The 24,534-nt window shown below is 59.2% G+C and carries 19 protein-coding genes; 11 read left to right on the top strand and 8 right to left on the bottom strand.

The genetic code is table 11. From position 1 onward, the window contains the following. Positions 1 to 13: 13 nt before the first annotated feature. The 4 genes from cydB to ruvA all read right to left on the bottom strand — a co-directional run bounded on the left by cydB (position 14) and on the right by ruvA (position 5,287). Entirely contained in the window at positions 14 to 1,150 is a 1,137-nt protein-coding gene (cydB, locus tag ACW5W8_RS14610) for a cytochrome d ubiquinol oxidase subunit II (RefSeq protein ID WP_005362985.1), read from the bottom strand. Positions 1,151 to 1,161: 11 nt separating this feature from the next. Then, positions 1,162 to 2,718, bottom strand: a complete 1,557-nt coding sequence (locus tag ACW5W8_RS14605; RefSeq protein WP_005335743.1) for a cytochrome ubiquinol oxidase subunit I — start codon at positions 2,716 to 2,718, stop codon at positions 1,162 to 1,164. 935 nt (positions 2,719 to 3,653) lie between these two features. Next, positions 3,654 to 4,664, bottom strand: coding sequence for a Holliday junction branch migration DNA helicase RuvB (gene ruvB / locus ACW5W8_RS14600; RefSeq protein WP_498628452.1), 1,011 nt, complete (start codon positions 4,662 to 4,664; stop codon positions 3,654 to 3,656). 8 nt (positions 4,665 to 4,672) lie between these two features. Then, complete coding sequence (ruvA, locus tag ACW5W8_RS14595; RefSeq protein ID WP_498628451.1) at positions 4,673 to 5,287, bottom strand: Holliday junction branch migration protein RuvA; 615 nt, start codon at positions 5,285 to 5,287, stop codon at positions 4,673 to 4,675. A gap of 260 nt (positions 5,288 to 5,547) precedes the next feature. Here ruvA and ACW5W8_RS14590 point away from each other — a divergent pair, with 260 nt between their 5' ends. Further along, positions 5,548 to 7,557, top strand: a complete 2,010-nt coding sequence (locus tag ACW5W8_RS14590; RefSeq protein WP_498628450.1) for a methyl-accepting chemotaxis protein — start codon at positions 5,548 to 5,550, stop codon at positions 7,555 to 7,557. Positions 7,558 to 7,701: 144 nt separating this feature from the next. On the opposite strand, the gene lysE is transcribed toward ACW5W8_RS14590, so the two are convergent. Next, positions 7,702 to 8,310, bottom strand: coding sequence for an L-lysine exporter (gene lysE / locus ACW5W8_RS14585; RefSeq protein WP_498628458.1), 609 nt, complete (start codon positions 8,308 to 8,310; stop codon positions 7,702 to 7,704). Positions 8,311 to 8,514: 204 nt separating this feature from the next. Beyond that, the gene (locus tag ACW5W8_RS14580) at positions 8,515 to 9,291 is read right to left on the bottom strand and encodes a helix-turn-helix transcriptional regulator (RefSeq protein WP_498628449.1); all 777 of its coding nucleotides are present in this window, start codon (positions 9,289 to 9,291) and stop codon (positions 8,515 to 8,517) included. Positions 9,292 to 9,353: 62 nt separating this feature from the next. Here ACW5W8_RS14580 and ACW5W8_RS14575 point away from each other — a divergent pair, with 62 nt between their 5' ends. The 6 genes from ACW5W8_RS14575 to ACW5W8_RS14550 all read left to right on the top strand — a co-directional run bounded on the left by ACW5W8_RS14575 (position 9,354) and on the right by ACW5W8_RS14550 (position 16,893). Then, a complete protein-coding gene (locus tag ACW5W8_RS14575) occupies positions 9,354 to 9,992 on the top strand; it encodes an acyl-homoserine-lactone synthase (RefSeq protein ID WP_498628448.1) in 639 nt (212 codons plus the stop codon). Positions 9,993 to 10,197: 205 nt separating this feature from the next. After that, positions 10,198 to 11,097: a LysR family transcriptional regulator ArgP gene (locus ACW5W8_RS14570; RefSeq protein WP_498628447.1), complete on the top strand. Its 900-nt coding sequence runs from the start codon at positions 10,198 to 10,200 to the stop codon at positions 11,095 to 11,097. Between the two features lie 99 nt (positions 11,098 to 11,196). Then, positions 11,197 to 13,233 carry an exoribonuclease II gene (locus tag ACW5W8_RS14565; protein ID WP_498628446.1) on the top strand — a complete coding sequence of 679 codons (2,037 nt, stop codon included), beginning with the start codon at positions 11,197 to 11,199 and terminating at the stop codon, positions 13,231 to 13,233. 255 nt (positions 13,234 to 13,488) lie between these two features. Continuing rightward, positions 13,489 to 15,129, top strand: coding sequence for a sensor domain-containing diguanylate cyclase (locus ACW5W8_RS14560; RefSeq protein ID WP_498628445.1), 1,641 nt, complete (start codon positions 13,489 to 13,491; stop codon positions 15,127 to 15,129). 4 nt (positions 15,130 to 15,133) lie between these two features. Next, the gene (locus ACW5W8_RS14555; protein WP_498628444.1) at positions 15,134 to 16,237 is read left to right on the top strand and encodes an EAL and HDOD domain-containing protein; all 1,104 of its coding nucleotides are present in this window, start codon (positions 15,134 to 15,136) and stop codon (positions 16,235 to 16,237) included. Positions 16,238 to 16,302: 65 nt separating this feature from the next. Next, positions 16,303 to 16,893 (top strand): HAD family hydrolase, encoded by a 591-nt coding sequence (locus tag ACW5W8_RS14550; protein ID WP_498628443.1) that lies wholly within the window; start codon positions 16,303 to 16,305, stop codon positions 16,891 to 16,893. A gap of 131 nt (positions 16,894 to 17,024) precedes the next feature. Here the strand turns inward: ACW5W8_RS14550 and hfq are convergent, their stop codons facing one another. After that, the gene (hfq, locus tag ACW5W8_RS14545; protein WP_005335772.1) at positions 17,025 to 17,384 is read right to left on the bottom strand and encodes an RNA chaperone Hfq; all 360 of its coding nucleotides are present in this window, start codon (positions 17,382 to 17,384) and stop codon (positions 17,025 to 17,027) included. Positions 17,385 to 17,560: 176 nt separating this feature from the next. Here hfq and ACW5W8_RS14540 point away from each other — a divergent pair, with 176 nt between their 5' ends. From ACW5W8_RS14540 to ACW5W8_RS14530, 3 genes are read left to right on the top strand one after another with little or no spacing between them, the layout of a single operon-like run. Continuing rightward, positions 17,561 to 18,832 carry a PqiA/YebS family transporter subunit gene (locus ACW5W8_RS14540; protein WP_498628442.1) on the top strand — a complete coding sequence of 424 codons (1,272 nt, stop codon included), beginning with the start codon at positions 17,561 to 17,563 and terminating at the stop codon, positions 18,830 to 18,832. Continuing rightward, positions 18,825 to 20,474: an intermembrane transport protein PqiB gene (pqiB, locus tag ACW5W8_RS14535; RefSeq protein ID WP_498628441.1), complete on the top strand. Its 1,650-nt coding sequence runs from the start codon at positions 18,825 to 18,827 to the stop codon at positions 20,472 to 20,474. Before ACW5W8_RS14540 ends, pqiB begins: the two co-directional genes overlap by 8 nt. Further along, positions 20,471 to 21,037: a PqiC family protein gene (locus ACW5W8_RS14530; RefSeq protein ID WP_498628440.1), complete on the top strand. Its 567-nt coding sequence runs from the start codon at positions 20,471 to 20,473 to the stop codon at positions 21,035 to 21,037. Before pqiB ends, ACW5W8_RS14530 begins: the two co-directional genes overlap by 4 nt. Before the next feature lie 80 nt (positions 21,038 to 21,117). Here ACW5W8_RS14530 and rlmD read toward each other — a convergent pair whose 3' ends face one another. Beyond that, positions 21,118 to 22,470, bottom strand: coding sequence for a 23S rRNA (uracil(1939)-C(5))-methyltransferase RlmD (gene rlmD, locus ACW5W8_RS14525; protein ID WP_498628439.1), 1,353 nt, complete (start codon positions 22,468 to 22,470; stop codon positions 21,118 to 21,120). Positions 22,471 to 22,744: 274 nt separating this feature from the next. Between rlmD and ACW5W8_RS14520 the strand changes: the two genes are divergently transcribed. Then, positions 22,745 to 24,469 (top strand): proline--tRNA ligase, encoded by a 1,725-nt coding sequence (locus ACW5W8_RS14520; protein WP_498628438.1) that lies wholly within the window; start codon positions 22,745 to 22,747, stop codon positions 24,467 to 24,469. Positions 24,470 to 24,534 lie beyond the last annotated feature (65 nt).

The following is a 24,534-nucleotide window of genomic DNA, read 5'->3' as shown; positions in this document are numbered from 1 at the left end:
GTCAGCGCACCTCTTAATAGAGAGATTGTTGGTTATCTTCGATGTGCTTGTTGGTTACCCGGCCAAACATCTTGATGTAAGTCCAGATGGTGTAACCCAGCACAATCGGTACGAAGATCGCTGCAGCCACAGTCATCACCTGCAAGGTGTTGAAAGAGGCGGTAGCATCCCACATGGTCAGGCTCAGTGACGGCTCAAGGCTTGAGGGCATCACGAACGGGAACATGGAGAAACCGGCAGTGAGGATGACCCCGGCAATCGCCAGCGAGGAGCTGGTAAACGCCAGCCAGCCGATGTTCATGCGGGCAAACAGCGCAGTCAGCAGGCTCATGGCCAGACCCAGTACAGGGGCAGCCACCATCCACGGATAGAGGGTGTAGTTGTTCATCCAGGCACCAGCCTGCAGGACAACTTCCTTGTTCATCGGGTTGGATACTGCGTCAGTCGCGGCAGCCTTGACGATGACATAACCTTCCATACCGCTTACCCACCAACCCGCGGCAGCAAACAGCACCAGGGTCACCAGTGAGCAGATCATGGCGGCAGTGCGGGAACGCGCCAGCACTTCACCGTCGGTCTTCATCATCAACCAGGTTGCGCCCTGGGTGAGCAGCATGAACAGGCTCACCAGACCAGCCAGAATGCCGAACGGGTTAAGCAGACCAAAGAAGTTGCCGTGATAGGTCAACATCATGAACTGGTTAAACTCGAACGGAACGCCTTGCAGCAGGTTGCCAAAGGCCACGCCAAAGACGATGGGCGGTACGGCGCTACCGGCGAACAAGGCCCAATCCCAGTTGCTGCGCCATTTTGCATCAGCACGCAGGGAGCGGTACTTGAAACCGACCGGACGCAGGAACAGCGCCATCAGCGTCAGGATCATGGCGATGTAGAAGCCGGAGAAGGTCGCGGCATACACCATCGGCCAAGCGGCGAACAAGGCGCCACCGGCAGTGACCAGCCAAACCTGGTTACCTTCCCAGTGCGGTCCCATGGTGTTGAGCATCACGCGGCGCTCGACATCTTTCTTACCAACGAACGGGAGCAGTGCGCCAACCCCCATGTCGAAGCCGTCAGTGATGGCAAAACCGATCAGCAGTACGCCGACCAGAGCCCACCAGATGACACGCAGAGTTTCGTAATCAAACATGGTCGCTCTCCTTATGCCTTGATCTGTTCAAAGTGATACTTGCCAGTCTTCAGGCTGCTGGGGCCAAGACGGGCATACTTGAACATCAGGTACATCTCGATAACCAGAAGTACGGTATAGAACAGGCAGATACCGATCAGAGAGAACCAGATCTCGGCTGCAGGCAGGTTGGATGCAGAGAGGGAAGTCGGCAACACCTCTGCAATGGTCCACGGTTGGCGACCATATTCAGCAACAAACCAGCCAGCTTCAATAGCGATCCACGGCAGCGGGATACCCCACAGCAGACCCTTGAGCAGCCACTTGCGCTTGCCGATCTGGTGACGGGCACTGTCATAGAAGGCCATACCAATCAGCACCAGCATCAGCATGCCGACGGCAACCATGATGCGGAAGGCGAAGAACAGCGGCAGTACCTGCGGGATGGAGTCATCCACAGCGGCCTTGATCTGCTCGTCGGTAGCGTCGGTCACATTGCTGGTGTAACGCTTGAGCAGCAGACCGTAGCCCAGATCCTGCTTCACTTCGTCGAAGCGAGCGCGGGTCTCGTCAGACTTGTCACCGGATTGCAGCTTGGTCAGCAGGTCGTAAGCGGTCATACCGTTGCGGACGCGCAGTTCGTGCTCGCTCTTCAGATCCTTCAGACCGGTTACCTGACCGTCCAGAGAACGGGTCGCGATAATGCCCAGTGCATAGGGGATCTTGATGGCGTAGTCGGTGCGCATCTCTTCCTGATTCGGAATACCGAACAGGGTAAAGGCGGCCGGAGCAGGCTCAGTTTCCCACTCGGCTTCGATAGCGGCCAGTTTCACCTTCTGCACTTCACCGGTCTCGTAACCGGATTCGTCACCGAGGATCAGCACGGACACGATGGAAGCCATACCGAACGCAGCGGCAATGGCAAAGGAGCGACGGGCAAACGCCACATCACGATTCTTCAGCAGGTAGTAGGAGGAGATACCCAGCACAAACATGGCGCCACAGGTATAACCAGCCGCCACAGTGTGGACGAACTTGACCTGAGCAACCGGGTTGAGCACCACGTCAGCGAAGCTCATCATCTCCATCCGCATGGATTCGAAGTTGAACTCGGCACCGACCGGGTTCTGCATCCAGCCGTTGGCGACCAGGATCCAGAGGGCGGAGAGGTTGGTACCCAGCGCCATCAACCAGGTGGCAGCCAGATGCTGATGCTTGCTCAGACGATCCCAACCAAAGAAGAACATACCGACGAAGGTGGACTCCAGGAAGAAGGCCATCAGCCCCTCGATGGCCAGCGGGGCCCCGAAGATATCGCCGACATAATGGGAGTAGTAAGCCCAGTTCGTCCCGAACTGGAACTCCATGGCCAGGCCTGTGGTGACCCCCAAGGCAAAGTTGATACCAAACAACTTACCCCAGAATTTGGTCATGTCCCGGTAGATGGTGTTGTTGGTCATCACATAGACGGATTCCATGATCGCCAGGAGAAAGGCCATTCCCAGCGTCAGGGGTACAAACAAAAAGTGATAAAGGGCCGTCGCAGCGAACTGGAACCGCGATAGGTCTACCACATGCTCAGCAATCATGATGTTTCCTCACCGATTATTGGCACGGCTATTTTAAGTTTTAAGGACAAAGCTTCCGTTGGAGGTTATCGAATGAGCCTTGCTGGGACGTGTCACAACAAAACGCGTTCAGTAACCACGAGCATTAACAACAAGGCAATACGAGAACACAAACAAAGCTAATGTTTAACAATTCCAAAACAATCAGCCTAAATTTATTCTCGCCCATGATGACCGGGTTTTTATATCACCTTTATTTGATTGAAATCAATGTAAAAGGACCCGCAATACATGGCTTTGAAAGGCATTTTTAATCTATTTCACGATTATTGACGCGAGCCGGATCACAAAACATGGCAAATCGTAAAACATTGATTTAAATCAATTTAAAAATTTAACATCCCACCACCACGTTTAATTTGAAAAGCGTGGATGACGCGCCTTTTCCCATGTTACCCGGGTCAGGAGATCTGATTCGAAAACTCAATTTAAAACTGCAAAGAATGCATACTCATGCGAACCAATTTCATCAATCAAAACATTAGATAAACTAATTTGAAGATTGCAATTTTTCTTGTTTGCCGGGGTCGATTCGAACTCCTACAATGCGCCTCGCAGTGAGGGCATACCCTTGGATACAGGCCGGTTAATCCGGGTTCACGGTACGTATTCGACGATCAATTTGAACCTGTCTATTGGAATCGAAGATGAAAAAGTTTGTTGCTAAAACCATCCGTTACTACAAGCTTTCCTTTGTTCAGCTCTATCAACTGAACCGACTCTGAGAGCTCGCGACGGCTCACCTGTTTATTTTCCGGTCTGTGTCCAGACGCACTCACTGTCTGTGAACATCCATCCTGAATTGTCTTTGCCCACCGCATCCGCCGTGGGCTTTTTTTTTGTCCGGATAATAAAAAACCGCCTTTGACGGCGGTTTCATGTTCAAACGACTGTTTTTACTTCTCATCTGGTCGCTGAAGACCGAAATGAGCGTAGGCTCGTGTGGTCGCAATCCGTCCTCTGGGTGTACGTTGCAGATACCCCTGCTGGATCAGATAAGGCTCCAGCACATCTTCGATAGTATCTTTCTCTTCCCCGATCGCGGCGGCCAGATTATCGAGACCCACCGGGCCCCCCATAAACTTGTCTATCACAGCCAACAATAACTTGCGGTCCATGAAGTCAAAACCTTCGTTATCGACATCCAGCATGTCCATGGCGCGGGCTGCAATGGGGCCGTCGATCCGGCCATCGGATTTCACCTGGGCAAAATCGCGCACCCGCCTTAACAAACGGTTAGCAATCCGCGGCGTACCGCGAGAGCGACGGGCGACCTCAATGGCTCCATCTTCCGTCATGTCTAGCCCCAGACAACGGGCACTGCGGGAGACGATATCGGTCAGATCCTTGACGTTGTAGAACTCCAGCCGCTGGACGATACCGAAGCGATCCCGCAGCGGGCTGGTGAGTGAACCAGCCCGAGTGGTGGCGCCAATCAGGGTGAAGGGAGGCAGATCCAGCTTGATGGAGCGAGCTGCGGGTCCCTCCCCGATCATGATGTCGAGCTGGTAATCCTCCATCGCCGGATAGAGCACCTCCTCCACCACAGGGCTGAGGCGATGGATCTCATCGATGAACAGCACATCGTTCGGTTCAAGGTTGGTGAGCAGCGCCGCCAGATCCCCCGCTTTCTCCAGCACCGGGCCAGAGGTGGTCTTGATATTGACCCCCATCTCGTTGGCGACGATGTTGGCGAGGGTGGTCTTGCCCAGACCCGGCGGACCGAAGATCAGCAGGTGATCGAGCGCTTCTCCCCGCTGACGGGCCGCTTCGATAAAGATCTCCATCTGTTCGCAGACGGTATCCTGACCGGTGTAATCAGCCAGCGTCTTGGGGCGGATAGCCCGGTCAATAATGTCATCCTCACGGGCGGCACTGGCCGAGATGAGGCGGTCTGCTTCAATCATCAACTACCTCATACCAGGCTACGCAGGGATTCACGGATGATATCTTCCACCGACATCCCCTCTTTGGCGATCTTGCTGACAATCTGGCTCGCCTGCTGCGGCTTGTAACCGAGGGCCACCAGCGCACTGGCCGCCTCTTCGGTCACATCCGGCGCACGCAATTCGGGCTCACTGGCTGGCAAGGTGACCATGGCCGGAGAGAAGAGATCGTGGCTGACCCAGCCCTTGAGCCGATCTTTCATCTCCACTACCAGCCGCTCGGCGGTCTTCTTGCCGACACCCGGCAGTTTGACCAGGGAACTTATCTCTTCGCGTTCGACACTCAGCACGAACTGGGTAGCTGTCATGCCGGAGAGAATGGCCAGCGCCAGCTTGGGACCGACCCCGTTGGTCTTGATCAGCTCGCGGAACAGCGCCCGCTCCTGCTTGTGGTTGAAACCATAGAGCAGCTGGGCATCTTCGCGCACCACGAAGTGAGTATGGATAGCCGCCTCCTTGCCGATCTCCGGCAAATCATAGAAGCAGCTCATCGGCATCTGCACCTCGTAGCCGACCCCGCCCACCTCCAGCAAGACCTCGGGGGGCTGCTTTTCAATGACAATGCCTCTCAAGCGACCAATCACGACTCTCTCCTCACCAATACAACTATTCGTAAATTGGCTCATAGCATAAAGAATAACTGGATAAGTATCCAGCATAGGGCGGCAACACCCTTGTGGTGAGAGAGGCTTTTTACCCGATTTTCCACCATGCTTGATCGGGTGCAGCCAGTGCACGGGATGTTTCAGCGCTGCACCGGCCCCCGAGCGGGGGATAAACCACTACACTAAACCCGTTCGGAACCTAAACTGGTGCCAATGTCGATACCAAGGAAGGCCATCACATGAAAATTGTTACCACCGCCAAGCTGGGTCTTGCCATCTTGCTCGGCTGCACGCTGGGCATGGGGGTCGTTGGCTGGTATGGCAGCCAGCGGCTAGCCAATCTGCTCTCCTATGTACTGGGCGCCGCCTGGCAGACCGCCGACGGTGCCATGGAGGGCTCCATAGAGCTGGGCAACCAACAGCTACAGATTCAGAAGATGCAAAACGGCACCCCGCTCAATCGCGCTGAACTCGATGCTGCCAAGGCGGCAACCGATGACGCGCTGGCCCGGGTCAGCCAGGGGCAGCTCATTGATGGTGCAGCCCTTGCCACCATGGAACAGCACAAGCAGGACTATCAACAGCAACAAGAGAAGCTGCTGGCGCTCTATCACGCCTATACCGAGGTGGATCAGGCCCTGCATCACAACGCCGATCTGATGGCTCGCCTCTCGACCCAGCTGGAGGTGATTGGCGATGGGGCAGTCGAGGCGCTGACCCAATCCCCCGACCAGACCATCAGCTGGAGCAGCGGCCTCTCCACTCGCTGGGAAGCGGCCGATGGGGGGATGGAGTCCAACATCGGCTTTTTGCGCCAACTCTATGCGCTGGAAAAGATGAACAGACAAGGAGTCACAGAGGCGATCAAGGCCGAGCTGAAAGAGGCGACCGATTTCTACCACGAAGCGGTCGACAGCATGCTCGGCACCGGGCTGTTCGATATCGAGGGAACCGGGGAATTTGCCGGCAAGACACTGTCGACAGAGTATCGCGCCCTGTTGGCCCGGCATCAGCAACTGATGGGACAGTGGGTCAATGCGCTCGGCAGCTATCAGGCCCAGCAGGCCATCTATAAAGCCAGTGCCGATGAGCTGCGACAACAGCTGGTTGCCATCGAGGAGAGCGGCGATGCCACCGTCGAGGATCAGGTGGCCCAGCTCAACGGCATTATCAGCCAGATCCGAACCCTGCTGCTGGGTGGCCTGTTGCTGAGCCTGATCATGGTCACCCTCTGCGGCTTCTGGCTGACCCGCAAACTGGTAACCCCGCTGCTGCAAGTGGACAAACGAATGCAGGATATCGCCGCCGGCGAGGGGGACCTCAACGCCCGCATCAACCTGCAACGGGATGACGAGATAGGCTCGCTGGCCAACAGCGTGGATCGCTTCATCGAGAAATTGCAGAAGATGATCAGATCCACCATGGACAACAACCAGCATATCAGCGAACACGTCCACACCTCGGTCAACCGGGTGGAGGCAATCAGCCAGAGCAGTCGCCAGACTGCCGAACACGCCCAGGCACTGCACCACGACAGTGAACAGATGGTGCAAGTCGCCACCGGTATCTCGGACAACTGCAGTATGGCGGCCCACAATGCCAACGAGGTGCGCCAGCTGACCACCGAGAGCAGCCAGTATGTCGCCTCCGCCAGCGCGGGCATGCAACGGGTGGTACAAGAGGTGAGCGAGTGTGCCATCGCCATCAACTCCCTCAAGGAGCAGGCAGGTCAGATTGGCCAGATCATCTCCACCATCAGCGGTATCTCGGAGCAGACCAACCTGCTGGCACTCAATGCGGCCATCGAAGCGGCCCGCGCGGGGGAGATGGGGCGTGGCTTTGCAGTGGTCGCGGACGAGGTGCGCACCCTGGCTAATCGCACCGCGACATCAAGCGCCGAGATCAGCCAGGTGATCAGCAGCATCCAGCAGCAGACCGAGACCGCCTACCTGATGATGCAGCGCAACCTCAAGACGGTGGAGTCCGGCATGCAGGACTCCGAGAACACCAAGCAGATCCTGTTCAAGGTGGAAGGCGCCATCGACCAGCTGGCCGACATGGTGCAGCAGGTGGCCGATGCCACCGGGCAATTGTCACACCCCCTGAGCCACTCCTCCGACAAGGTCTCCGGCATCAGTCTGCAAGCCAGAACTGGCGAACAGGAGGCACAGGAGTGCCTGCAGCTCGCCTCCTCGCTCCATCAGGCCAGCCTGCTGCAACAGCGCCTGCTCTCCCAGTTCCGGGTATAGCCCCTCGCAGGGATCAACAGCACCAGTCCGTCGTGATGGACTGGTGTTTCGCTCCCCAAGGCGTGGTGCCGGTCTTGGTCCAACAAGAATGGACACCCATCAATATCCTGATTGATGCTCGCCCCATTGCACCCACCGGTCGTATTACCCTCCGCAAGCGAGTTTCATCGCAAGACTCAACATGATGATACCCACCAGCAGATCGATCCCCCGCTGCACCCGACCCCGGGCCAACCAGGGTGCCAGTGCCGCAGCACCCAACGCCAGCGAGTAGAACCACACCAGCGAGGCCAGCATGGCCCCCGCAGCAAAGGCCGGACGCTGGGAGTCGCTCACCTGGCTGCCAAGGGAGCCGAGTAGCATCAGGGTATCGAGATAGACGTGCGGGTTGAGCAGCGTAACCCCCAGCGTCATCGCCAGCACGCTTTTGGCCCCCATCTGCCGGGCAGAATCGGCAAGCCCCTCCCCTTTACCTCGCCAGGCACTGAGCAGGGAACGACCACCAAACCAGCCGAGGAACAGTACACCACCCCAGGTGAGCAGCGACATGCCAAGGGGGCTGGTGGCCAGCAGATTGGCGCCGCCAAATACGCCGATGGCAATCAGGGCGAGATCGCAGAAGCTGCAAAGCGTGGCACTCAGCAGATGGTGATTGCGATGGATGCCCCGGCTCAGCACAAAGGCATTCTGGGCGCCGATGGGGATGATCATGGCCAGGCCAATGGTGAAGCCTTGCAGCGTCGCTGTGAGCATCATGGAGAGTACCGTTCAAAGTGATGAATGAGCGGCACTATAGCGATGGCGGTTCCCTCTTAGAAATTCATTGATTTACTGATTGATTTATTTTGCTAATAAGCCGGAGTCACATCAGCAACACAAGCCCCATCCGAAGCTAGTAGTCAATAGCAGGATCTGACAATTGAGAGTCCGCCGCTCAGCCATGAGAATCAACAGGTTCTATTGCATCAGCTTGGGGAAGTTGGTGACAACTACATGCTCAAGATTCGGCAACAAAATACCACTGCTAACCCCCTTGGCAATGGCCTGATAGCGGTTCATGGAGCCGGTTTTACGGGTGACCTGATTGAGGTGGTAATTGACCGTGCGCTCCGTGATCCCGAGGATGCAGGCGATCTCGCTAGAGGTCTTCCCCTCACTGGCCCAGAACAGGCATTCGGTCTCGCGATCCGTCAGGGCGGCTTGTTGATCCGAATCCCTCAGGCGCACAACCCGGATCGCAGCCTCGAAGATGTAATTGGCCATCCAGGAGAGGATTGGCGAGGACTCCAGCAACAGATCGCTCGAAGCCCGCTCGGAGGTGATGAAGGAGAGGATCCCGTTCTCCCCGGCTGCGCCGTGCAGAGGGAAGGAGATGCCATTGCGCAATCCGAACTCGGCGGCCAGTCTCATCACGTCCATGGCCCCCTCTTGCAGAAAACTGGCCCGCTCATCAAGTCGGTTCCAGTAGATGGGCAGCGTCTGCTTGCGTGCCAGCTGAATCACAGGGTCGCACGCCAGCATGTTGTTATCGGTGTAGGTCTGTACCCAGGAGACAGGGCACTGATTAAACAGCACCACTTTGGGTCTTTGCATCGACATCGGAATGATCAGGGTAAAGCCGTAATAGTCATAACCCATATCGACCGTGAAGCGACCAATCAATCCGGCAAGACGGTCACCATCCGTCACCGAAGTGAAATGCTCCAGATACTCAAACAGTTGCTCTTGTTTCATATGCTAGCCCCCCTGGCCAAGCTTCTGATTATAGCGGCGAACAGGCAGAGAGAGAGTTCAAAATGTTGGTTTTCAAAGGAAAATTGAGAGATCACCCACGAAACGCCGTAGAGAACGAACTCTATCAATTTCGAAATCGCGTCTTTTCCGACCGGCTAGGCTGGGATGTCGAGTCTTATCACGGTTTGGAACGCGACAGCTTTGACACGCCAGACACCCACTGGGTATTGGTCGAAGATGAACAAGGAGTCTGCGCCTGCATCCGCCTGCTCAGTTGTGCCAGTGCCTATATGCTGCCCACTATCTTTCCCACCGCCCTTGCCGGTGAAAGCGCACCACGCACTCCCGATGTCTGGGAACTCACCCGTCTGGCTATCGATGCGCCCCGCGCGCCGCGCATGACTAATGGTGTAAGCGAGCTGACCTGCGTACTCCTTCGCGAAGTCTATGCCTTTGCCACAGCCAACGGCATCAAAGAGCTGGTTGGTGTAGCCAGCCTGCCCGCAGAGCGCATTTTCCGTCGCCTCGGAATACCAATGGCTCGTCTGGGCCATCGCCAAGCGGTGGGGCTCGGCGCGGTCAAAGGTGTCGGTCTGCGCTTTTATCTAGATGAGCGATTTGCCCTGGCGGTCTCGCAACCGCTCATCGGGCACTATCAAACCGCCACCTATCGCTCACACGAGTTGGCGGCCCAGATATAAAAAATCCCGGGAAAACAGACCCGGGATAAGATAAACAGATCGCTATGATCCCGCAGGGCTGCCCCCTGCATCACCCGGCAGTATCCTCCCTCAGTGGCCTGACCACTACTGTCAAAAATCACAGCGCCGCCCCCGTCTCGCCCACCATTGTTGTCGCGACCCGACTGACGTAGAGTCAGCCCTGATGCACCGGGAGGGGGAGAAGATGAAAGAGCTGGACTACAAACTGCTGCGGGCGCTGGATGCGGTACTGCAGGAACAGAACTTCGATCGGGCGGCCAAGTCGCTCCATATCACCCAGTCGGCCATCTCCCAGCGGATCAAGCAGTTGGAGCAACAGTTTGCCGAGCCGCTGCTCATTCGCAGCCAACCGCTGCTGGCTACGCCACTCGGCCAGAAACTGTTGGCCCACTATCGGCAGGTACATCAGCTCGAGCTCGAACTGGCGGGGGAGCTGACCCCCGACCAACCGCAAGGGCCAATCCGGATCAGCATCGCAGTGAACGCCGACAGCCTGGCCACCTGGTTTTTGCCCGCCATTGCCCCCTTGTTGAAGCAGCACCCCATCGAACTCAACCTGCTGGTCGATGACGAGAGCCGCACCCTCGACAAGGTCCGCGAGGGTCAGGCCTTCGGCGCCGTCAGCCTGAGCCCCCAGCCACTGGCGGGTTGCTGCGTCGACGAGCTCGGTGAGATGAACTATCTGCTTACCGCCAGCCCCGCCTTCGTAGCCCGCCACTTCCCTCATGGCCTGACCCGCGATGCGCTGGCCAAGGCACCGGCGGTAGCGTTCGATCAGCGCGATGACATGCATGTGAGCTTTATGAGAGAACGCTTCGGGCTGGAGCCTGGCGGTTATCCCTGCCATACGGTCCACTCGTCAGAGGCCTTCGTCGCCATGGCCGAGCAGGGGTTGGCCTACTGTCTCATTCCCGAATTGCAGATAAGAGGCCAGCTGGCTGGCGGGTCACTACTCAACCTCAGTCCCGACCACGTCCTGACGGAACGCCTCTACTGGCACCGCTGGGTACTGGAAAAGGGGGTACACAAGCAGCTCTCCCAACGTCTCATCGATCATGCCAGATCGCAGTTGAAACCACGTTGAGCAGGCCATTCACCTTGGCTTTGCAGGGCTAAAAACGTATAGTGCTGGGCGATCCTTCATCAGGTCTCCACCCAGGTTTTCACTTCAGGTTCCTCACTTATGTTCCAAGACAATCCGCTGCTGGCCCAGCTCAAGCAACAAATCCGCGAAAACATCCCGAAGAAAGAGGGTGTTATCCGCGCCTCGGACCGGGGCTTCGGCTTTCTGGAAGTCGATGAGAAGACCAGCTATTTCGTGCCGCCTCCCTACATGAAGAAGGTGATGCACGGTGACCGGGTGAGCGCCCTGATCCGCACCGAAAAAGAGAAGGAAGTGGCCGAGCCGGATACCCTGCTGGAGCAGTCCGTCACCCGCTTCGTGGCCCGGGTCAAGATGTTCCGTGACCGCCTCAACGTGGTGGCCGACCATCCGCTGATCAAGGATGCCATCAAGGCCCGCGTCAAGAAGGGTCTGGATGAGAAAGAGTTCAAGGAAGGTGACTGGGTGGTGGCCACCCTCAAGCGCCATGCGCTGGTTGACGGCAACTTCTCCGCCGAGATCACCCAGAAAATCGCCGCCCAGGAAGATCACAACGTGCCCTGGTGGGTGGTGCTGGCGCGCCACAATCTGGCCCAGATCGAACCGGCTGACTTGCCGGAGTGGAAGGTCATCGAAGAGGAAGAGCTGCCCCGTCGTGACCTGACCAAGGTGCCCTTCTTCACCATCGACGGTGCCAAGACCAAGGACATGGACGATGCGCTGGCCATCACCAAGCTGGACAACGGCTGGGAGCTGCTGGTCGCCATCGCTGACCCGACCGCCTATGTGGCCGAAGGGAGCGAGCTGGACAAGGAAGCCGCCCAGCGCGCCTTCACCGTCTACATGCCGGGCCGCAACGTGCCTATGATCCCGCGCACCCTCTCCGACGAGCTCTGCTCCCTGAAAGAGGGTGAGGAGCGCAACACCCTGTGCGCCCGTCTGCTCATCGCCGAAGATGGTCTGCTGATGGAGGAGACCGAGTTCTTCGCCGCCCGCATCTGCTCCCACGCCCGCCTCAACTATGACGACGTCTCCGACTGGGCCGAGCATGGCAAAGAGCTGTCCATCGACGCAGGCGTACTGGCCCAGCTGCCGCTGATGAAGGCGATGACCGAGGCGCGCATCGCGTGGCGCACCGAGCATGCGCTGGTATTCCCGGATCGTCCCGACTACGACTTCGAGCTGGGCGAGAATGGCGAAGTGCTGGCCATCCACGTCGAGCCGCGCCGCATCGCCAACCGCATGGTGGAAGAGTCGATGATCGCCGCCAACATCTGCGCCGGTCGCGTACTGGGCAAGAGCGTCGGTTACGGCATCTTCAACGTTCACACCGGCTTTGACGAAGAGTCCCTCGACGGCGCCATCGACCTGCTGAAAAGCGCCGAAGCCCCGTTCGAGCGCGACGAGATCGCCAGCCTCTCCGGCTTCTGCGCCCTGCGCCGCTGGATCGACAACCTCGACACCCGCTGGCTGGATGGCAAAATCCGCCGTTTCCAGAGCTATGCGCTGATGTCCTCCGAGCCGGGCGCCCACTACGGTCTGGGTCTGGATGCCTACGCCACCTGGACTTCACCTATTCGCAAGTACGGCGATATGGTCAACCATCGTCTGCTCAAAGCGGTCATCGCCGGCAAGACCCCGGGCGAGCGCCCGAGTCAGGAGCTCACCGAGCATCTGACCGCCTGCCGCCGTCTGCACCGCATGGTGGAGCGTGACATCGGCGACTGGCTCTATGTTCGCTACCTGAAAGCCGCCGCTGGCACCGATCAAGTGTTCAACGCCGAGATCATCGACGTGATGCGTGCCGGTCTCAAGCTGCGTCTGCAGGAGAACGGCGCTGTGGTCTTCATGCCTGCCCGCCATATTCTCGACAACAAGGATCGACTGGAGTGCAACTGGGACAACGGCCGCGTCTATCTGGACAAGACCGAAGTGGTCTACGAGCTCGGCCAGATCATCGAGGTGAAGCTGACCGAAGCGGTGGAAGAGACACGCTCCCTTATCGCCAAGCCGGCGGTGGAGCTGGTGCCAGGCCCAGCACCGGAAGCCCCGGCGACCGAGAGTGCGCCAGCCGATAGCTGTGAAACACCCGCTGAGACTGCCCCCAAGGCAGAATAAGCCGCGCAGAATCATCTGATCTGCCCGAGAGCCCGCCATTGCGCTGGCTCTTTTTTTGCCCGACACCCTGCCCTACAAGCTGCCATACAGCCCACCACGGCACACAGTTCTCGCCACGATTGACAAAAAACGCAGTGAATGTTTCCACCAGCAGGGCTGAAAGCAACCGTTATGTGCGCTGCTTCTCCTTTCTGACATATTAGTCAAGGAGAAATATGTCTATACTCGTTTGGGCACAATCCAAGGGATATTGGTATGCAGGAATGGGACCCGGAACACTTCACCAACTTCGCTCAGTTATGCGAAGTGAGCCTCGCCACCATCCGTGAAAAGACCGATGCCGAACGCCTCTACCTCTGGCTAAAAGCCCCCGAACCGCAGCTCTACAGTTTTCAGCTCGATCAGGGGCTGACCACGCTTGATCTCGCCCATCTCGGTCAACTGACCCTGCCCCACCACCTGATCGACAAGGCGATGGAGAAGGGACAACTGGTGATCGAGCAGCTCCAGCCACCGCCGGATCCCGGCGAAAATGTGGAGCCCGCCCAGCCGCAGTTACGCGCCTGTTTCCCTCTCAAGCGTCACATGAAGTTGGAAGGGGTCATCTATCTGGAGGCCCGCCGCCGCATCGATCGCCTCTCCTCCCACCAGCGTCAGGGTATCCAGCTCCTTATCCACTATCTGACGGCCGAGCTCAGCAATCACCTGCTCTCCAGCCAGGTCAATCAGGAGCGGGACCAGCGGCTCCATACCCAGACCGATCTGGTACAGAGTCAAGCACTGCAAGGATCCTTCCTCACCATGTTGCAGGCGCTGCACATGGTCAGCGTCACCCTCTCCCGCAGTCGCAGCGAGAACGATCTGCTGCGGGATGCCGTGCTGCTGGCCCGCAAGGAGCTGCAGTTCGATCGGGTTGCCATCTTCCTGATCGAACCCGATGGCAAAACCATGCGCGGCACTTGGGGCACCAGCGAAGAGGGCGAGCTGATGGATGAACACAACTTCATCAGCCCCATTCCGGATCACCCCACTGTGCAAGAGGCGCTCAGGCGCAAGGATTACGTACTGGTGATGGAAGATACCCCCCTCTACTACGAGAAGCAGCAGGTGGGCCGTGGCTGGAACGCCATGGTATCGCTATGGGATGGCACCACCCCCATCGGCTGGATCGCCGCCGACAACCTGCTCTGGCACCGTCCGCTCAAAGCCTATCAGAGCGAGATCTTCAAACAGTACGCCGCCATTCTGTCACAACTGCTGATCCGCCAGCGTACTCAGGAGCAGCTGGAAACCCTCAACCGCCAGCTGGAGGCCCGGGTCGCCGAGCGCACCATGCAACTGGCCGAGACCAACCGTGCGCTGGAGGAGGCCAATCACCGCCTCTCCCTGCTGTCGCTGGAAGATCCCCTCACCGGCATCGCCAACCGGCGCCAGTGGGACATCACCATGCAGCGGGAGTGGGAGTGGGCAAGACGCACCCAGAACCTGCTGGCGGTATTGATGATCGATGTGGACGAGTTCAAGGCCTACAACGACCACTTCGGCCATGCCAAGGGGGATCTCTGCCTGCAACAGGTGGCCCATGTGCTGCGGGATGCTGAGCGGCGCTGCACCAATCTGGTCGCCCGTTACGGCGGGGAGGAGTTCGTCATTCTGCTCTGCGCCCCCCAACCCGGTGAGGCCGAACAGCTGGCCGGGCGGATCCACGATGGTCTTGCCCGCGTGAAAATGCCCCATCCCGCCTCGCGGGTTGCTGATTTCATTACGGTTAGCATAGGCTTTAGCTATCTGGTTCCCTCCCAGGACGGAGCATGGCAGACCCTGACCGAACAGGCTGACCAGGCGCTCTACCACGCCAAGTCACAAGGGAGGGCACGCACTCTGGCCTATCGGTGATCCCATGCTGTTGCGTCGCTACCCTATCTTCAATCGTCGCCTGGCTCTGGTGGCCTACGGCATCGACTATCAGCTCAGCTCACCGGCCGAATGGCCTTCACTGGCGCAACATTGCCGCCTGCTGGCGCAGGGGCGTCAATATCTGGTGCCCTTGACCCACGAGCAACTCGATGAACAGCGTCCCCTGCTGCTGGATCAGGACGCGATTCCGCTGGTTGAAGCCTCCAGCGAACGCCAACCCAGCTCGTTCCCGGTGCTGGAGCAGTGGCGCGACAGCCGGCGCAGACTGGCGGTGCATGGCGCCAACCGGGATCCACGCTGGCTCGGCGCCAGCCGCTTGCTAGTGTACTGGATGGGGGAAGAGGGGATCTGCCAGCCCACCGAGCACAAGCGGATGGCGCTGAACATCGAGACCTGGGCGGATTTTCTCCCGCTGCGGGAGGCGGGGGTCGACTTCTTTGCCGGCGGCTTTCTCGCCCGTCCGGAGCTGGTCAATCAGCGGGCGAACCAGCCCGATATGGCGCTGGTACAGCAGATCCTCCAGCTCATCTGCCACGAAGAGTTCTCCTTCGCCCAGGTAGCCCGCCTGCTGGAGCAGGATGCCTGGCTGCCCGGCCTGCTGCTCACCTACGTCAACGCCCCCGGCTTCGATCATGCCGCACCCATCACCTCGGTACCCCGCGCCCTCTCCTATCTGGGGGAGCAGGAGATCCGCAAGTTCGTGCTGATCAACGGTCTGGCCCGGGTGAGCCAGCACATGCCGGAGGCCTGCACCCGGATGGCCATCGCCCGCGGCCGCTTCTGCGAGTTGATTGCCCTCACCGCCCTCGGTAAAGCGGAGGCAAGCTGGGCCTTTCTGGTGGGACTGGTGCTCGATGGCTCCCTGCTGTCGGAACCGCTGATGGCCCACCTGCCCAAGAGCGTGCAGCGCGCCATCGAACTGCATGAAGGGCCACTCTTTCATCTATTTCAGCTGGTCAGCACCTATGAACAGGGCAACTGGGCCCTGCTGGAACAGCTTGCCCCCAAATATCAGCTCGATCCGGCCCAGCTCACCCCCGTCTATTTTCAGTCACAAATGTGGGGGCAAGCGTTTCTCACCAGCTAGGTGATGGCGAGGCAGAGAACCACTGGCTAGAATGGGCTCCCTTTTTTCAGAGACTGACCCGCACCATGACGCTTTCCGGATTCCAAGGCCTGGTCTTTGACCTTGATGGCACCCTGGTCGACTCCATGCCGCTGCACCTCGCCGCCTGGGAACATACCGCCCGTGAGTTTGGCTTTCGCTTCGATGCCGACTGGTTCTATGAACTGGGTGGCATGCCGAGCCGCAAGATAGCCCTGCTGGTGGCACAGGAGCAGCAGATCCCCCTCGATCCGCTCGAAGTCACCCGCTGCAAGACCGCCCACTATGTGGCCAACCTGCACAAGGCGAACGTCTTTCCAGCCATGCAGGCGCTGGTCGAGCGCTATCATGGCGTCATCCCGATGGGGATCGGCACCGGCTCGCCGCGCATAAATGCCGAGGCGGTGCTGCGCAACACCGGGCTGGATCGCTACTTCTCCGTGGTGGTCACCGCAGACGATGTGGAGCTGCACAAGCCCAATCCGGACACCTTCCTGCTGGTCGCCAGCAAGCTGGGGGTCGAACCGTCAGCCTGTCTGGTGTTTGAAGATACCGGTATCGGGGTACAGGCCGGAGAAGCGGCGGGTATGCAGACCTGCATGGTCAAAGAGGGTCAACCGGTCGGCATAACAGCGTAGTGCGGAAAAAATATCGCCCTGCAAGGGGCGATAACCGGAACCGGCTCTCATACGGGACATGAATGAAAATGAGAGCTGGTTCCGTCAGCCGCTGACGCAGAGCGCGCCAACGGGGAGTGCGGGGCAGACGATTACTCGTTGTTGCCGCCGCCCTGATTGTCGTCATAACGACCCGGCGCACCGTGGGGGCGCGGCGCCATGGAGACACGCGGCTTGCGAGCACGCTGGATATTCACCTGCGGACGGCCAGTGTGCATGGCGATGGTGGAGATCTTGGCCTTGTAGACCAGCTGCTGGTTACCATGAGCATCGGTCAGCAGCACGCTGTACTGGTCGAACCCGCTGATGGTGCCTTCCAGCTTGATGCCGCTCACCAGAAAAATAGCGACCTGACTGCGGTTCTTGCGCAACCAGTTGAGGGCAGAATCTTGCCCGTTCCCGAGGGAGAAGGCTTGCTCAATCGTGGAGTAGCTGGGGGATTCAGTTGTCATAAATTATTGTCCCGCGGAAAAAAAGTGGCGTTTGATTGTGCTAAATGGGCACTGGCTTGTCAAAGTCATTCTCACTCCCGCCAGCAATAGCGGCCTCCGGGGGCTGGTCGCTGGCCGGTACAACTGCGATAATCGTCAGCTCTGGCTCCACCACGGGCCTTATCTGGGGTTTTATCTTGCATCCGGTTTCACACCAACACCACACCACCTATGTCCATGATGCCACAGCCTGCGAAGAGTGTGACCTGCTGATCCCGGCCACACCGCTCGAGGTGGGACAGGCCAGCTGCTGCCCCCGTTGCGGACACACCCTGAGTCGCCACCTGCCACAGCAGGAGCTGCGTCCCATCTCCTACGGGTTTGCTGCGCTCATCATGTTCGTGCTCGCCAATGCCTTTACCTTCATGTCCTTCTCCGCCAAAGGGGTGGGCCAGGAGATGACCTTTTTGCAGAGCATCACCACCCTGGTGGATGAGGGCTATCTGTTTCTCGGCGCGATATTGAGCCTGACCCTGATCGGCCTGCCGCTGGTTTATATGGGCTCCATCATGCTGGTGCTGTGGCGGGTCGATAAAGATCTGCACAACCACGCCTTGCGATCCCTCGGCCGTCTGCTCTGTCGGATCAAACCCTGGCTGATGGTGGATGTCTTTCTGGTGGGGGTGCTCATCTCGCTGGTCAAGCTGATGGGAATGGCCGACATCAAGATGGGGCTGTCATTCTGGGCTTTCGTCGGTTACACGGTGCTGCTCATCAAGATGATCTCCTCGCTGGATCAGATGTGGCTGTGGCAGCGGCTGTTCGGCCCTACCGAGGCGCGGGAGATCGACCCGGACGCGTGCGCGCTGGAATCCGGTCTGGTGGGCTGCCATATCTGTGGTGCCCTGAGCGAGATGGGTAACCACAGCTGCTCCCGCTGCGGCGGCAAGCTGCATGCCCGCAAGCCGGGTGGTCTGAACCGCACCTGGGCGCTACTGTTTACCTCCGCCATCCTCTACATCCCGGCCAACCTCTACCCCATTATGGACACAGTGATGCTGGGGGATAGCACCCCATCCACCATTTTGGGCGGGGTGGTGCTGCTCTGGTCACTGGGCTCCTACCCGATTGCCGCCGTGATCTTTTTCGCCAGTGTGGTCGTTCCCCTGGTGAAGATCCTGGCACTGTTCTGGCTCTGCTATATGGTGCAGCACGGCAATGTCACCTCCCCCCTTGGCAAGCTCAAACTTTATCGCATGACTGAATTTGTCGGGCGCTGGTCGATGATCGACGTCTTCGTGGTGGCCATTCTGGCGGGCCTGATCCGGCTCGACAACTTGATGACCATCTACCCCGGCCCTGCGGCCGTCGCCTTTGCAGGCGTGGTGCTGATCACCATGGTCGCCGCCATGAGTTTCGACTCTCGCCTTATCTGGGATTTACAACAAGGAGAACGCGAACGTGAGTGAGCGTAAAACAAGGTGGAAACCGGGCTCTGACTTTATGAGCTCGGCCGCCGCAATCTGGATGGTGCCGCTGCTGGCGCTGTTCATCGGTATCTGGATGCTGTTTCAACATTGGTACTCACAAGGTCCCAGTTTCACCCTGACCGTCGCCACCGCCGAGGGCATAGTCGCAGGCAAGACAGTGATCCGCTCTCGCGACGTGGATGTCGGCCGCATCGAAACGGTCGAGCTGAGCGCTGACTACAGCCACGCCGTGCTCAAAGGCAGGCTGACCAGTGCTGCCTCCGGCATGCTGCGCGGTGACAGCCAGTTCTGGGTGGTCAAGCCCAGAGTGGGTCGTGAAGGGGTATCGGGTCTGAGCACCCTGCTCTCCGGCGCCTACATCGAGCTTGCCCCTGGCAAGAAAGGTCGGGCGCGGGATCAGTACACCATGCTGGACAAGCCGCCGTTGGCATCCCTCGATGCCAAAGGGCTGCGTCTCTCCCTCACCAGCAGCGACGCTCGTGCGCTGGGGGCTGGCTCGCCCATCAGCTATCAGGGCTTCACCATCGGCCAGGTAGAAGAGGCGAAGTTCCTGCCCGAGAAGAGCGAGATGCAGTATCAAATCTTCATCAACGCCCCTTACGACATTTTGGTGAGCAGCAACTCCCGCTTCTGGCTGACCCCGGGCTTTGAGGTCTCCATGAGCAGCGAGGGGATGAAGGTGAAGATGGACTCGCTGGAGAGCCTGCTCGATGGGGGGATCACCATGGGGCTGCCTGCCGGTTGGTCACCTGGTGAACCCGTCAAATCGAACGAGGAGTTTACCCTGTTCCAGGATGAGGAGAGCGTGCTGGCCGGTAGCCTGGATCAGTTCATCGACTACGTCTTCCTGTTCGAAGATAACGTGGCCGGTCTCCATCCCGGCGCCGCAGTACAGTACCGTGGCATCCGCGTGGGTACCGTTATCTCGGCACCCTATATGGTCGAGGAGAAGGGGGTTCGCATCTTCCAGAGCCGCCAGATCCCGGTACTGGCACGCATCGAGGTACAACGCCTCTCCCACCGCTACGCCAAAGCGGAAAAAGATCAGTGGCGGGCCCTGTTCGGCAAGCAGTTCAAGGAGGGGCTCCGTGCCAGCCTCAAGACAGCAAGCCTGCTGACCGGTGGCAAGATCATCGATCTCAACTTCTATCCTGATGTCCCCCGTTTCGAGCCGACCAAACTGGCCGGTTATCAGGTCTTCCCCACCGTGCAGGGCGGGCTGGATCAGATCGAACGCAAGGTGAACCTCATCCTCGACAAGTTTGTCGACATGGACATGGCGACCACCCTGACCAAGGTCAACGGGTCACTCACCACCCTGGATGGCACCCTGAAGAACATCAGTGCAGTCAGCGCCAACCTGAACAAGCTCACCGCCAAGGATGCCACCCAGCAGTTGCCCGCCTCCCTCAACGAGAGCCTCAAGCAGTTGCAGGAGACCTTGCAGGCCTATGACGCCCAGTCGCAGACCAATCAGGATCTGCGTCAGTCGGTGCAAACCCTCAATCAGTTGATGCGCGAACTGCAGCCGCTGGTGCACTCCCTCAACGAGCAGCCCAGCTCGCTGATCTTCGATCGCGCGCATCCATCGGACCCTGAGCCCAAGCGAGGCAAACAATGAAAAAAGAGATCCTGACGCTGGCCCTGCTGGGCCTGCTGGCGGGTTGCGGCAGCCAGCCAAACCTGCACTACTACTCGCTCGATGCCGACAACCAGCAACCCGTAACGGCCCCGGCCAAACCGCAGCACCAGCTGGTGCTGCGCCCGGTGGCGCTGGCCAGCCAGCTCGACCGGATCAGTCTGGTCTATCAGCTGGAAGGACAAGAGCTCCACTTCACCGAGTACCATCGCTGGGCCGGTGCGCTGGACGATCAACTCAACCAGCTCACCCTCAATGGCCTCTCCACCCGCCTGCCGGGCTGGGTGGTGCGGCAGGATGGCGGCCGCAAGGGGCCGGTGCTGACCATTCTGGTGGAGCGCTTTCAGGGGCGTCATGACGGCAGCGCCGTGCTGAGCGGTCGCTGGCGCCTGTTGGCGGAAGATGGCACAGTGCTGCGCGATGCCCCCTTCCGTCAGGAGCGGGTACTGCCAGCCGATGGCTACAACGCACTGGTCAGCGAACTGGGTCAGGGCTGGCAACAGCTGCTCGACCAGATCGCCGCCGAGGTGCGCAAGCAGGGTTGAGCACATCAACCTACGAGCATCAGATAGAAAAAACGACGCCAGCTGGCGTCGTTTTTTTATGGGCAATAGTCGGGGGAGACTTATGCCTTGGCGGGCAGGCTCAGGCGGGCAACCGCTTCGACGTGCATGGAGTGCGGGAACATATCGACCGGTTGCACTTCGTCCAGCACGAAGCCCTGCTTGACCAACCAGGCGAGGTCGCGGGCCAGGGTCTGCGGATTGCAGGAGACATAGACCAGACGACGGGGCGCCATGGCGACCAGGGTCTGCAGCACCGCCTTGTCACAGCCTTTGCGGGGCGGATCCATTACCACCACGTCAGCGGTCACGCCCTCTGCGTGCAGCTCGGGCATCAGCTGCTCCGCCTTGCCGACGTGGAATTCGGTGTGCTCGATGCCGTTGAGGGCGGCGTTGCGGCGGGCATCGCTGATAGCGCTCTCCACCGACTCGATCCCCACCACCTTGGCGGCCTTGCCAGCCAGGAACAGGGAGATGGTGCCGATACCACAATAGATGTCGAACACCGTCTCGTTGCCGGTCAGTTCGGCATACTCGAGGGCGCTGGAGTAGAGCACATCGGTCTGGGTCGGGTTGTTCTGGAAGAAGGAGAGCGGCGAGATCTCGAACTCGAGTTCGTGGATCTTGTCGCGGATCACCCCTTCGCCCAACAGCACCCGGTTGGTCGCGCCCAGAATGCGGTTGGTGCGCTCATCGTTGATGTTCTGCACCAGGGTGGTGACTGGCAGATCGCTCAGGGCTGCCAACAGCTCGGCTTCGAACGGCAGCTCCTCACCCAAAGTGACCAGCACTACCATCAGCTCGCCGCTCTTGAAGCCCTTGCGGGTCATCAGGTTGCGCACGCAGCCGGTGTGGTTCACCTCGTCATAGGCCGCAATGTTGTGCTCGCGCATCCAGTTGCGCACCCGGGCGTTGAGCTCCACGTGCAGCGAGTCCTGCACCGCGCAATCATCGGCAGTGATGAGATCGTGGGAGTGCTTGCGATAAAAACCGATCTCGGCACCGGCGTCACAACCACGCACCGCGTACTGCGCCTTGTTGCGATAGGCGAACGGGCTCTCCATGCCAAGGATATCCTTGACCGGGGTGTCACCCAGCCCGACCAGCTCCAGTGCGCTCTGCACCAGTGCCTGCTTGAGCTTGAGCTGGGCCGGATAGGCCAGCGGGCGTACCTGACAGCCACCGCATTCGGTGTTGGGGCAGAAATCGGTAATCCGATCGGCGGAGGGCTGGAGCAGCTCGGCGACCTTGCCGTGCAGGTAGTTCGGCTTGACCTCGGTCAGCTCCACCAGCGCCTGCTCACCGGGCAGCAGACCTTCGACAAACAGGGGGCGATCGAACAGGCGTCCTTTGCCATCTCCTTTGTCGGTCAGTTCCAGGATCTCGATCTGGTGTTGATGTCCCACTAACGGCATGAGCGGCTCCAAAAGTACTAAAAATGGGGGGTGATGAACGCGGCAGAGCCATGCCCATCGAGAAAAGGTGGCAGAGTTTAGCGGAGATCCGGCCAAATTGCAGGCATAAAAAGCCTGCTTGTTGCAATGGTCATTGCCCTTGGTCATCTGCCGGGCGTTGCCACCTTTCGGGTTGCGGCAAATTTAGCCCTTGGGCCGCAACGCCCAGCCTGTTAAAATTCCGCCCTTGAAATTATCCTGGGCCCCGCGCCCGTTCTAGCTAAGGTCTACCGCGATGCGTACCAGCCAATATCTGCTTTCCACTCTCAAGGAAACCCCCTCCGACGCTGAAGTTGTCAGCCACCAGCTGATGCTGCGCGCCGGGATGATCCGTAAACTGGCCTCCGGCATGTATGCCTGGTTGCCAACCGGTCTGCGGGTGCTGAAGAAAATCGAGAACATTGTTCGCGAAGAGATGAACAATGCTGGTGCCGTCGAAGTCTCCATGCCGGTGGTACAACCCGCCGAGCTGTGGCAGGAGTCCGGCCGCTGGGATGACTACGGTCCCGAGCTGTGCCGTCTGACCGACCGTCACAACCGCCCCTTCGTGCTGGGCCCGACCCACGAAGAGGTGATCACTGCGCTGGTACGTTACGAAGTGAACAGCTACAAGCAGCTGCCGCTCAACCTCTACCAGATCCAGACCAAGTTCCGCGACGAAGTGCGCCCCCGTTTCGGCGTGATGCGCGGCCGCGAATTCCTGATGAAGGATGCCTACTCCTTCCACATCGACAAAGAGTCTCTGGTCGATACCTACGAGAAGATGCACGCCGCCTACTGCAAGGCGTTCACCCGCATGGGCCTGAACTTCCGTCCGGTGCAGGCCGATACCGGCTCCATCGGTGGTACCGGTTCCCACGAATTCCAGGTGCTGGCCGAGAGCGGTGAAGACTTGATCGCCTTCTCCGACACATCCGATTACGCCGCCAACATCGAGATGGCCGAAGCGCTGGCACCGGCTGGTGAGCGCGCTGCCGCCACCGCAGCCCTGACCAAGGTTGCCACCCCGAACGTCCACACCATCGACGAAGTGGCCGCTTTCCTGAACGTGGCACCGACCGCCATCGCCAAGACCCTGCTGGTACTGGCAGAGGAAGATGAGCACGGCAAGCAGGCCGTCATCGCGCTGGTACTGCGTGGCGACCACGAGCTGAACGAGATCAAGGCCGAGAAACTGGCTGGCGTGGCCAACCCGCTGACCTTCGCCAACGACGAGCAGATTAAAGCTGCCGCCGGTTGCGATGCAGGCTCCATCGGCCCGGTCGGCTTTGCCGGTCGCATCATCGTCGATCGCAGCGCCGCCCATCTGGCGGACTTCGTCTGCGGCGCCAACGAGACCGGCTTCCACCTGACCGGCGCCAACTGGGATCGCGACATCACCGCTTACGAAGTTGCCGACCTGCGCAACGTAGTAGAAGGCGACCCGAGCCCGTGCGGCCAGGGCAAGCTGCTGCTCAAGCGTGGTATCGAAGTGGGCCACATCTTCCAGCTGGGTACCAAGTACTCCGAAGCGATGAAGGCGAGCGTGCTGAACGAAGCTGGCAAGTCCGTCACCATGGAGATGGGTTGCTACGGTATCGGGGTTTCCCGTCTGGTTGCTGCCGCCATCGAGCAGAACAACGACCAGTACGGCATCATCTGGCCGGACGCCATCGCTCCGTTCGAAGTGGCCATCGTGCCGATGAACATGCACAAATCCGAGCGCGTGGCCGAGCAGGCACAGCAGTTCTACGCCGAGCTGAAAGCGGCCGGTGTGGACGTGCTGTTCGACGACCGTAAAGAGCGCCCGGGCGTGATGTTCGCCGACATGGAGCTGCTGGGCATCCCGCACGCCATCGTCATCGGCGATCGCGGTCTGGACAACGGCGTGGTGGAGTACAAGTGCCGCCGCACCGGCGAGAAGCAGGAAGTGGCCATCAGCGACATCATCGCCATGCTCAAGGCCAAGCTGGGCCGTTAATTCCGCCCCCTTACCTGAATAGAAAAGCGCGCCGTTTGGCGCGCTTTTTGTTTCTGTATGTTCTG

The organism is Aeromonas aquatilis (assembly GCF_054052405.1).
The sequence above is the reverse complement of the archived record's forward strand: the minus strand, read 5'-3'. Positions and strand labels throughout refer to the sequence as shown.

Coding starts and splice junctions, on each gene's coding strand:
- cydB (WP_005362985.1), bottom strand. CDS start 1,150: ATGTTTGATTACGAAACTCTGCGTGTCATCTGGTGGGCTCTGGTCGGC.
- ACW5W8_RS14605 (WP_005335743.1), bottom strand. CDS start 2,718: ATGATTGCTGAGCATGTGGTAGACCTATCGCGGTTCCAGTTCGCTGCG.
- ruvB (WP_498628452.1), bottom strand. CDS start 4,664: ATGATTGAAGCAGACCGCCTCATCTCGGCCAGTGCCGCCCGTGAGGAT.
- ACW5W8_RS14590 (WP_498628450.1), top strand. CDS start 5,548: ATGAAAATTGTTACCACCGCCAAGCTGGGTCTTGCCATCTTGCTCGGC.
- lysE (WP_498628458.1), bottom strand. CDS start 8,310: ATGCTCACAGCGACGCTGCAAGGCTTCACCATTGGCCTGGCCATGATC.
- ACW5W8_RS14580 (WP_498628449.1), bottom strand. CDS start 9,291: ATGAAACAAGAGCAACTGTTTGAGTATCTGGAGCATTTCACTTCGGTG.
- ACW5W8_RS14575 (WP_498628448.1), top strand. CDS start 9,354: ATGTTGGTTTTCAAAGGAAAATTGAGAGATCACCCACGAAACGCCGTA.
- ACW5W8_RS14570 (WP_498628447.1), top strand. CDS start 10,198: ATGAAAGAGCTGGACTACAAACTGCTGCGGGCGCTGGATGCGGTACTG.
- ACW5W8_RS14565 (WP_498628446.1), top strand. CDS start 11,197: ATGTTCCAAGACAATCCGCTGCTGGCCCAGCTCAAGCAACAAATCCGC.
- ACW5W8_RS14560 (WP_498628445.1), top strand. CDS start 13,489: ATGCAGGAATGGGACCCGGAACACTTCACCAACTTCGCTCAGTTATGC.
- ACW5W8_RS14555 (WP_498628444.1), top strand. CDS start 15,134: ATGCTGTTGCGTCGCTACCCTATCTTCAATCGTCGCCTGGCTCTGGTG.
- ACW5W8_RS14550 (WP_498628443.1), top strand. CDS start 16,303: ATGACGCTTTCCGGATTCCAAGGCCTGGTCTTTGACCTTGATGGCACC.
- hfq (WP_005335772.1), bottom strand. CDS start 17,384: ATGACAACTGAATCCCCCAGCTACTCCACGATTGAGCAAGCCTTCTCC.
- ACW5W8_RS14530 (WP_498628440.1), top strand. CDS start 20,471: ATGAAAAAAGAGATCCTGACGCTGGCCCTGCTGGGCCTGCTGGCGGGT.
- rlmD (WP_498628439.1), bottom strand. CDS start 22,470: ATGCCGTTAGTGGGACATCAACACCAGATCGAGATCCTGGAACTGACC.
- ACW5W8_RS14520 (WP_498628438.1), top strand. CDS start 22,745: ATGCGTACCAGCCAATATCTGCTTTCCACTCTCAAGGAAACCCCCTCC.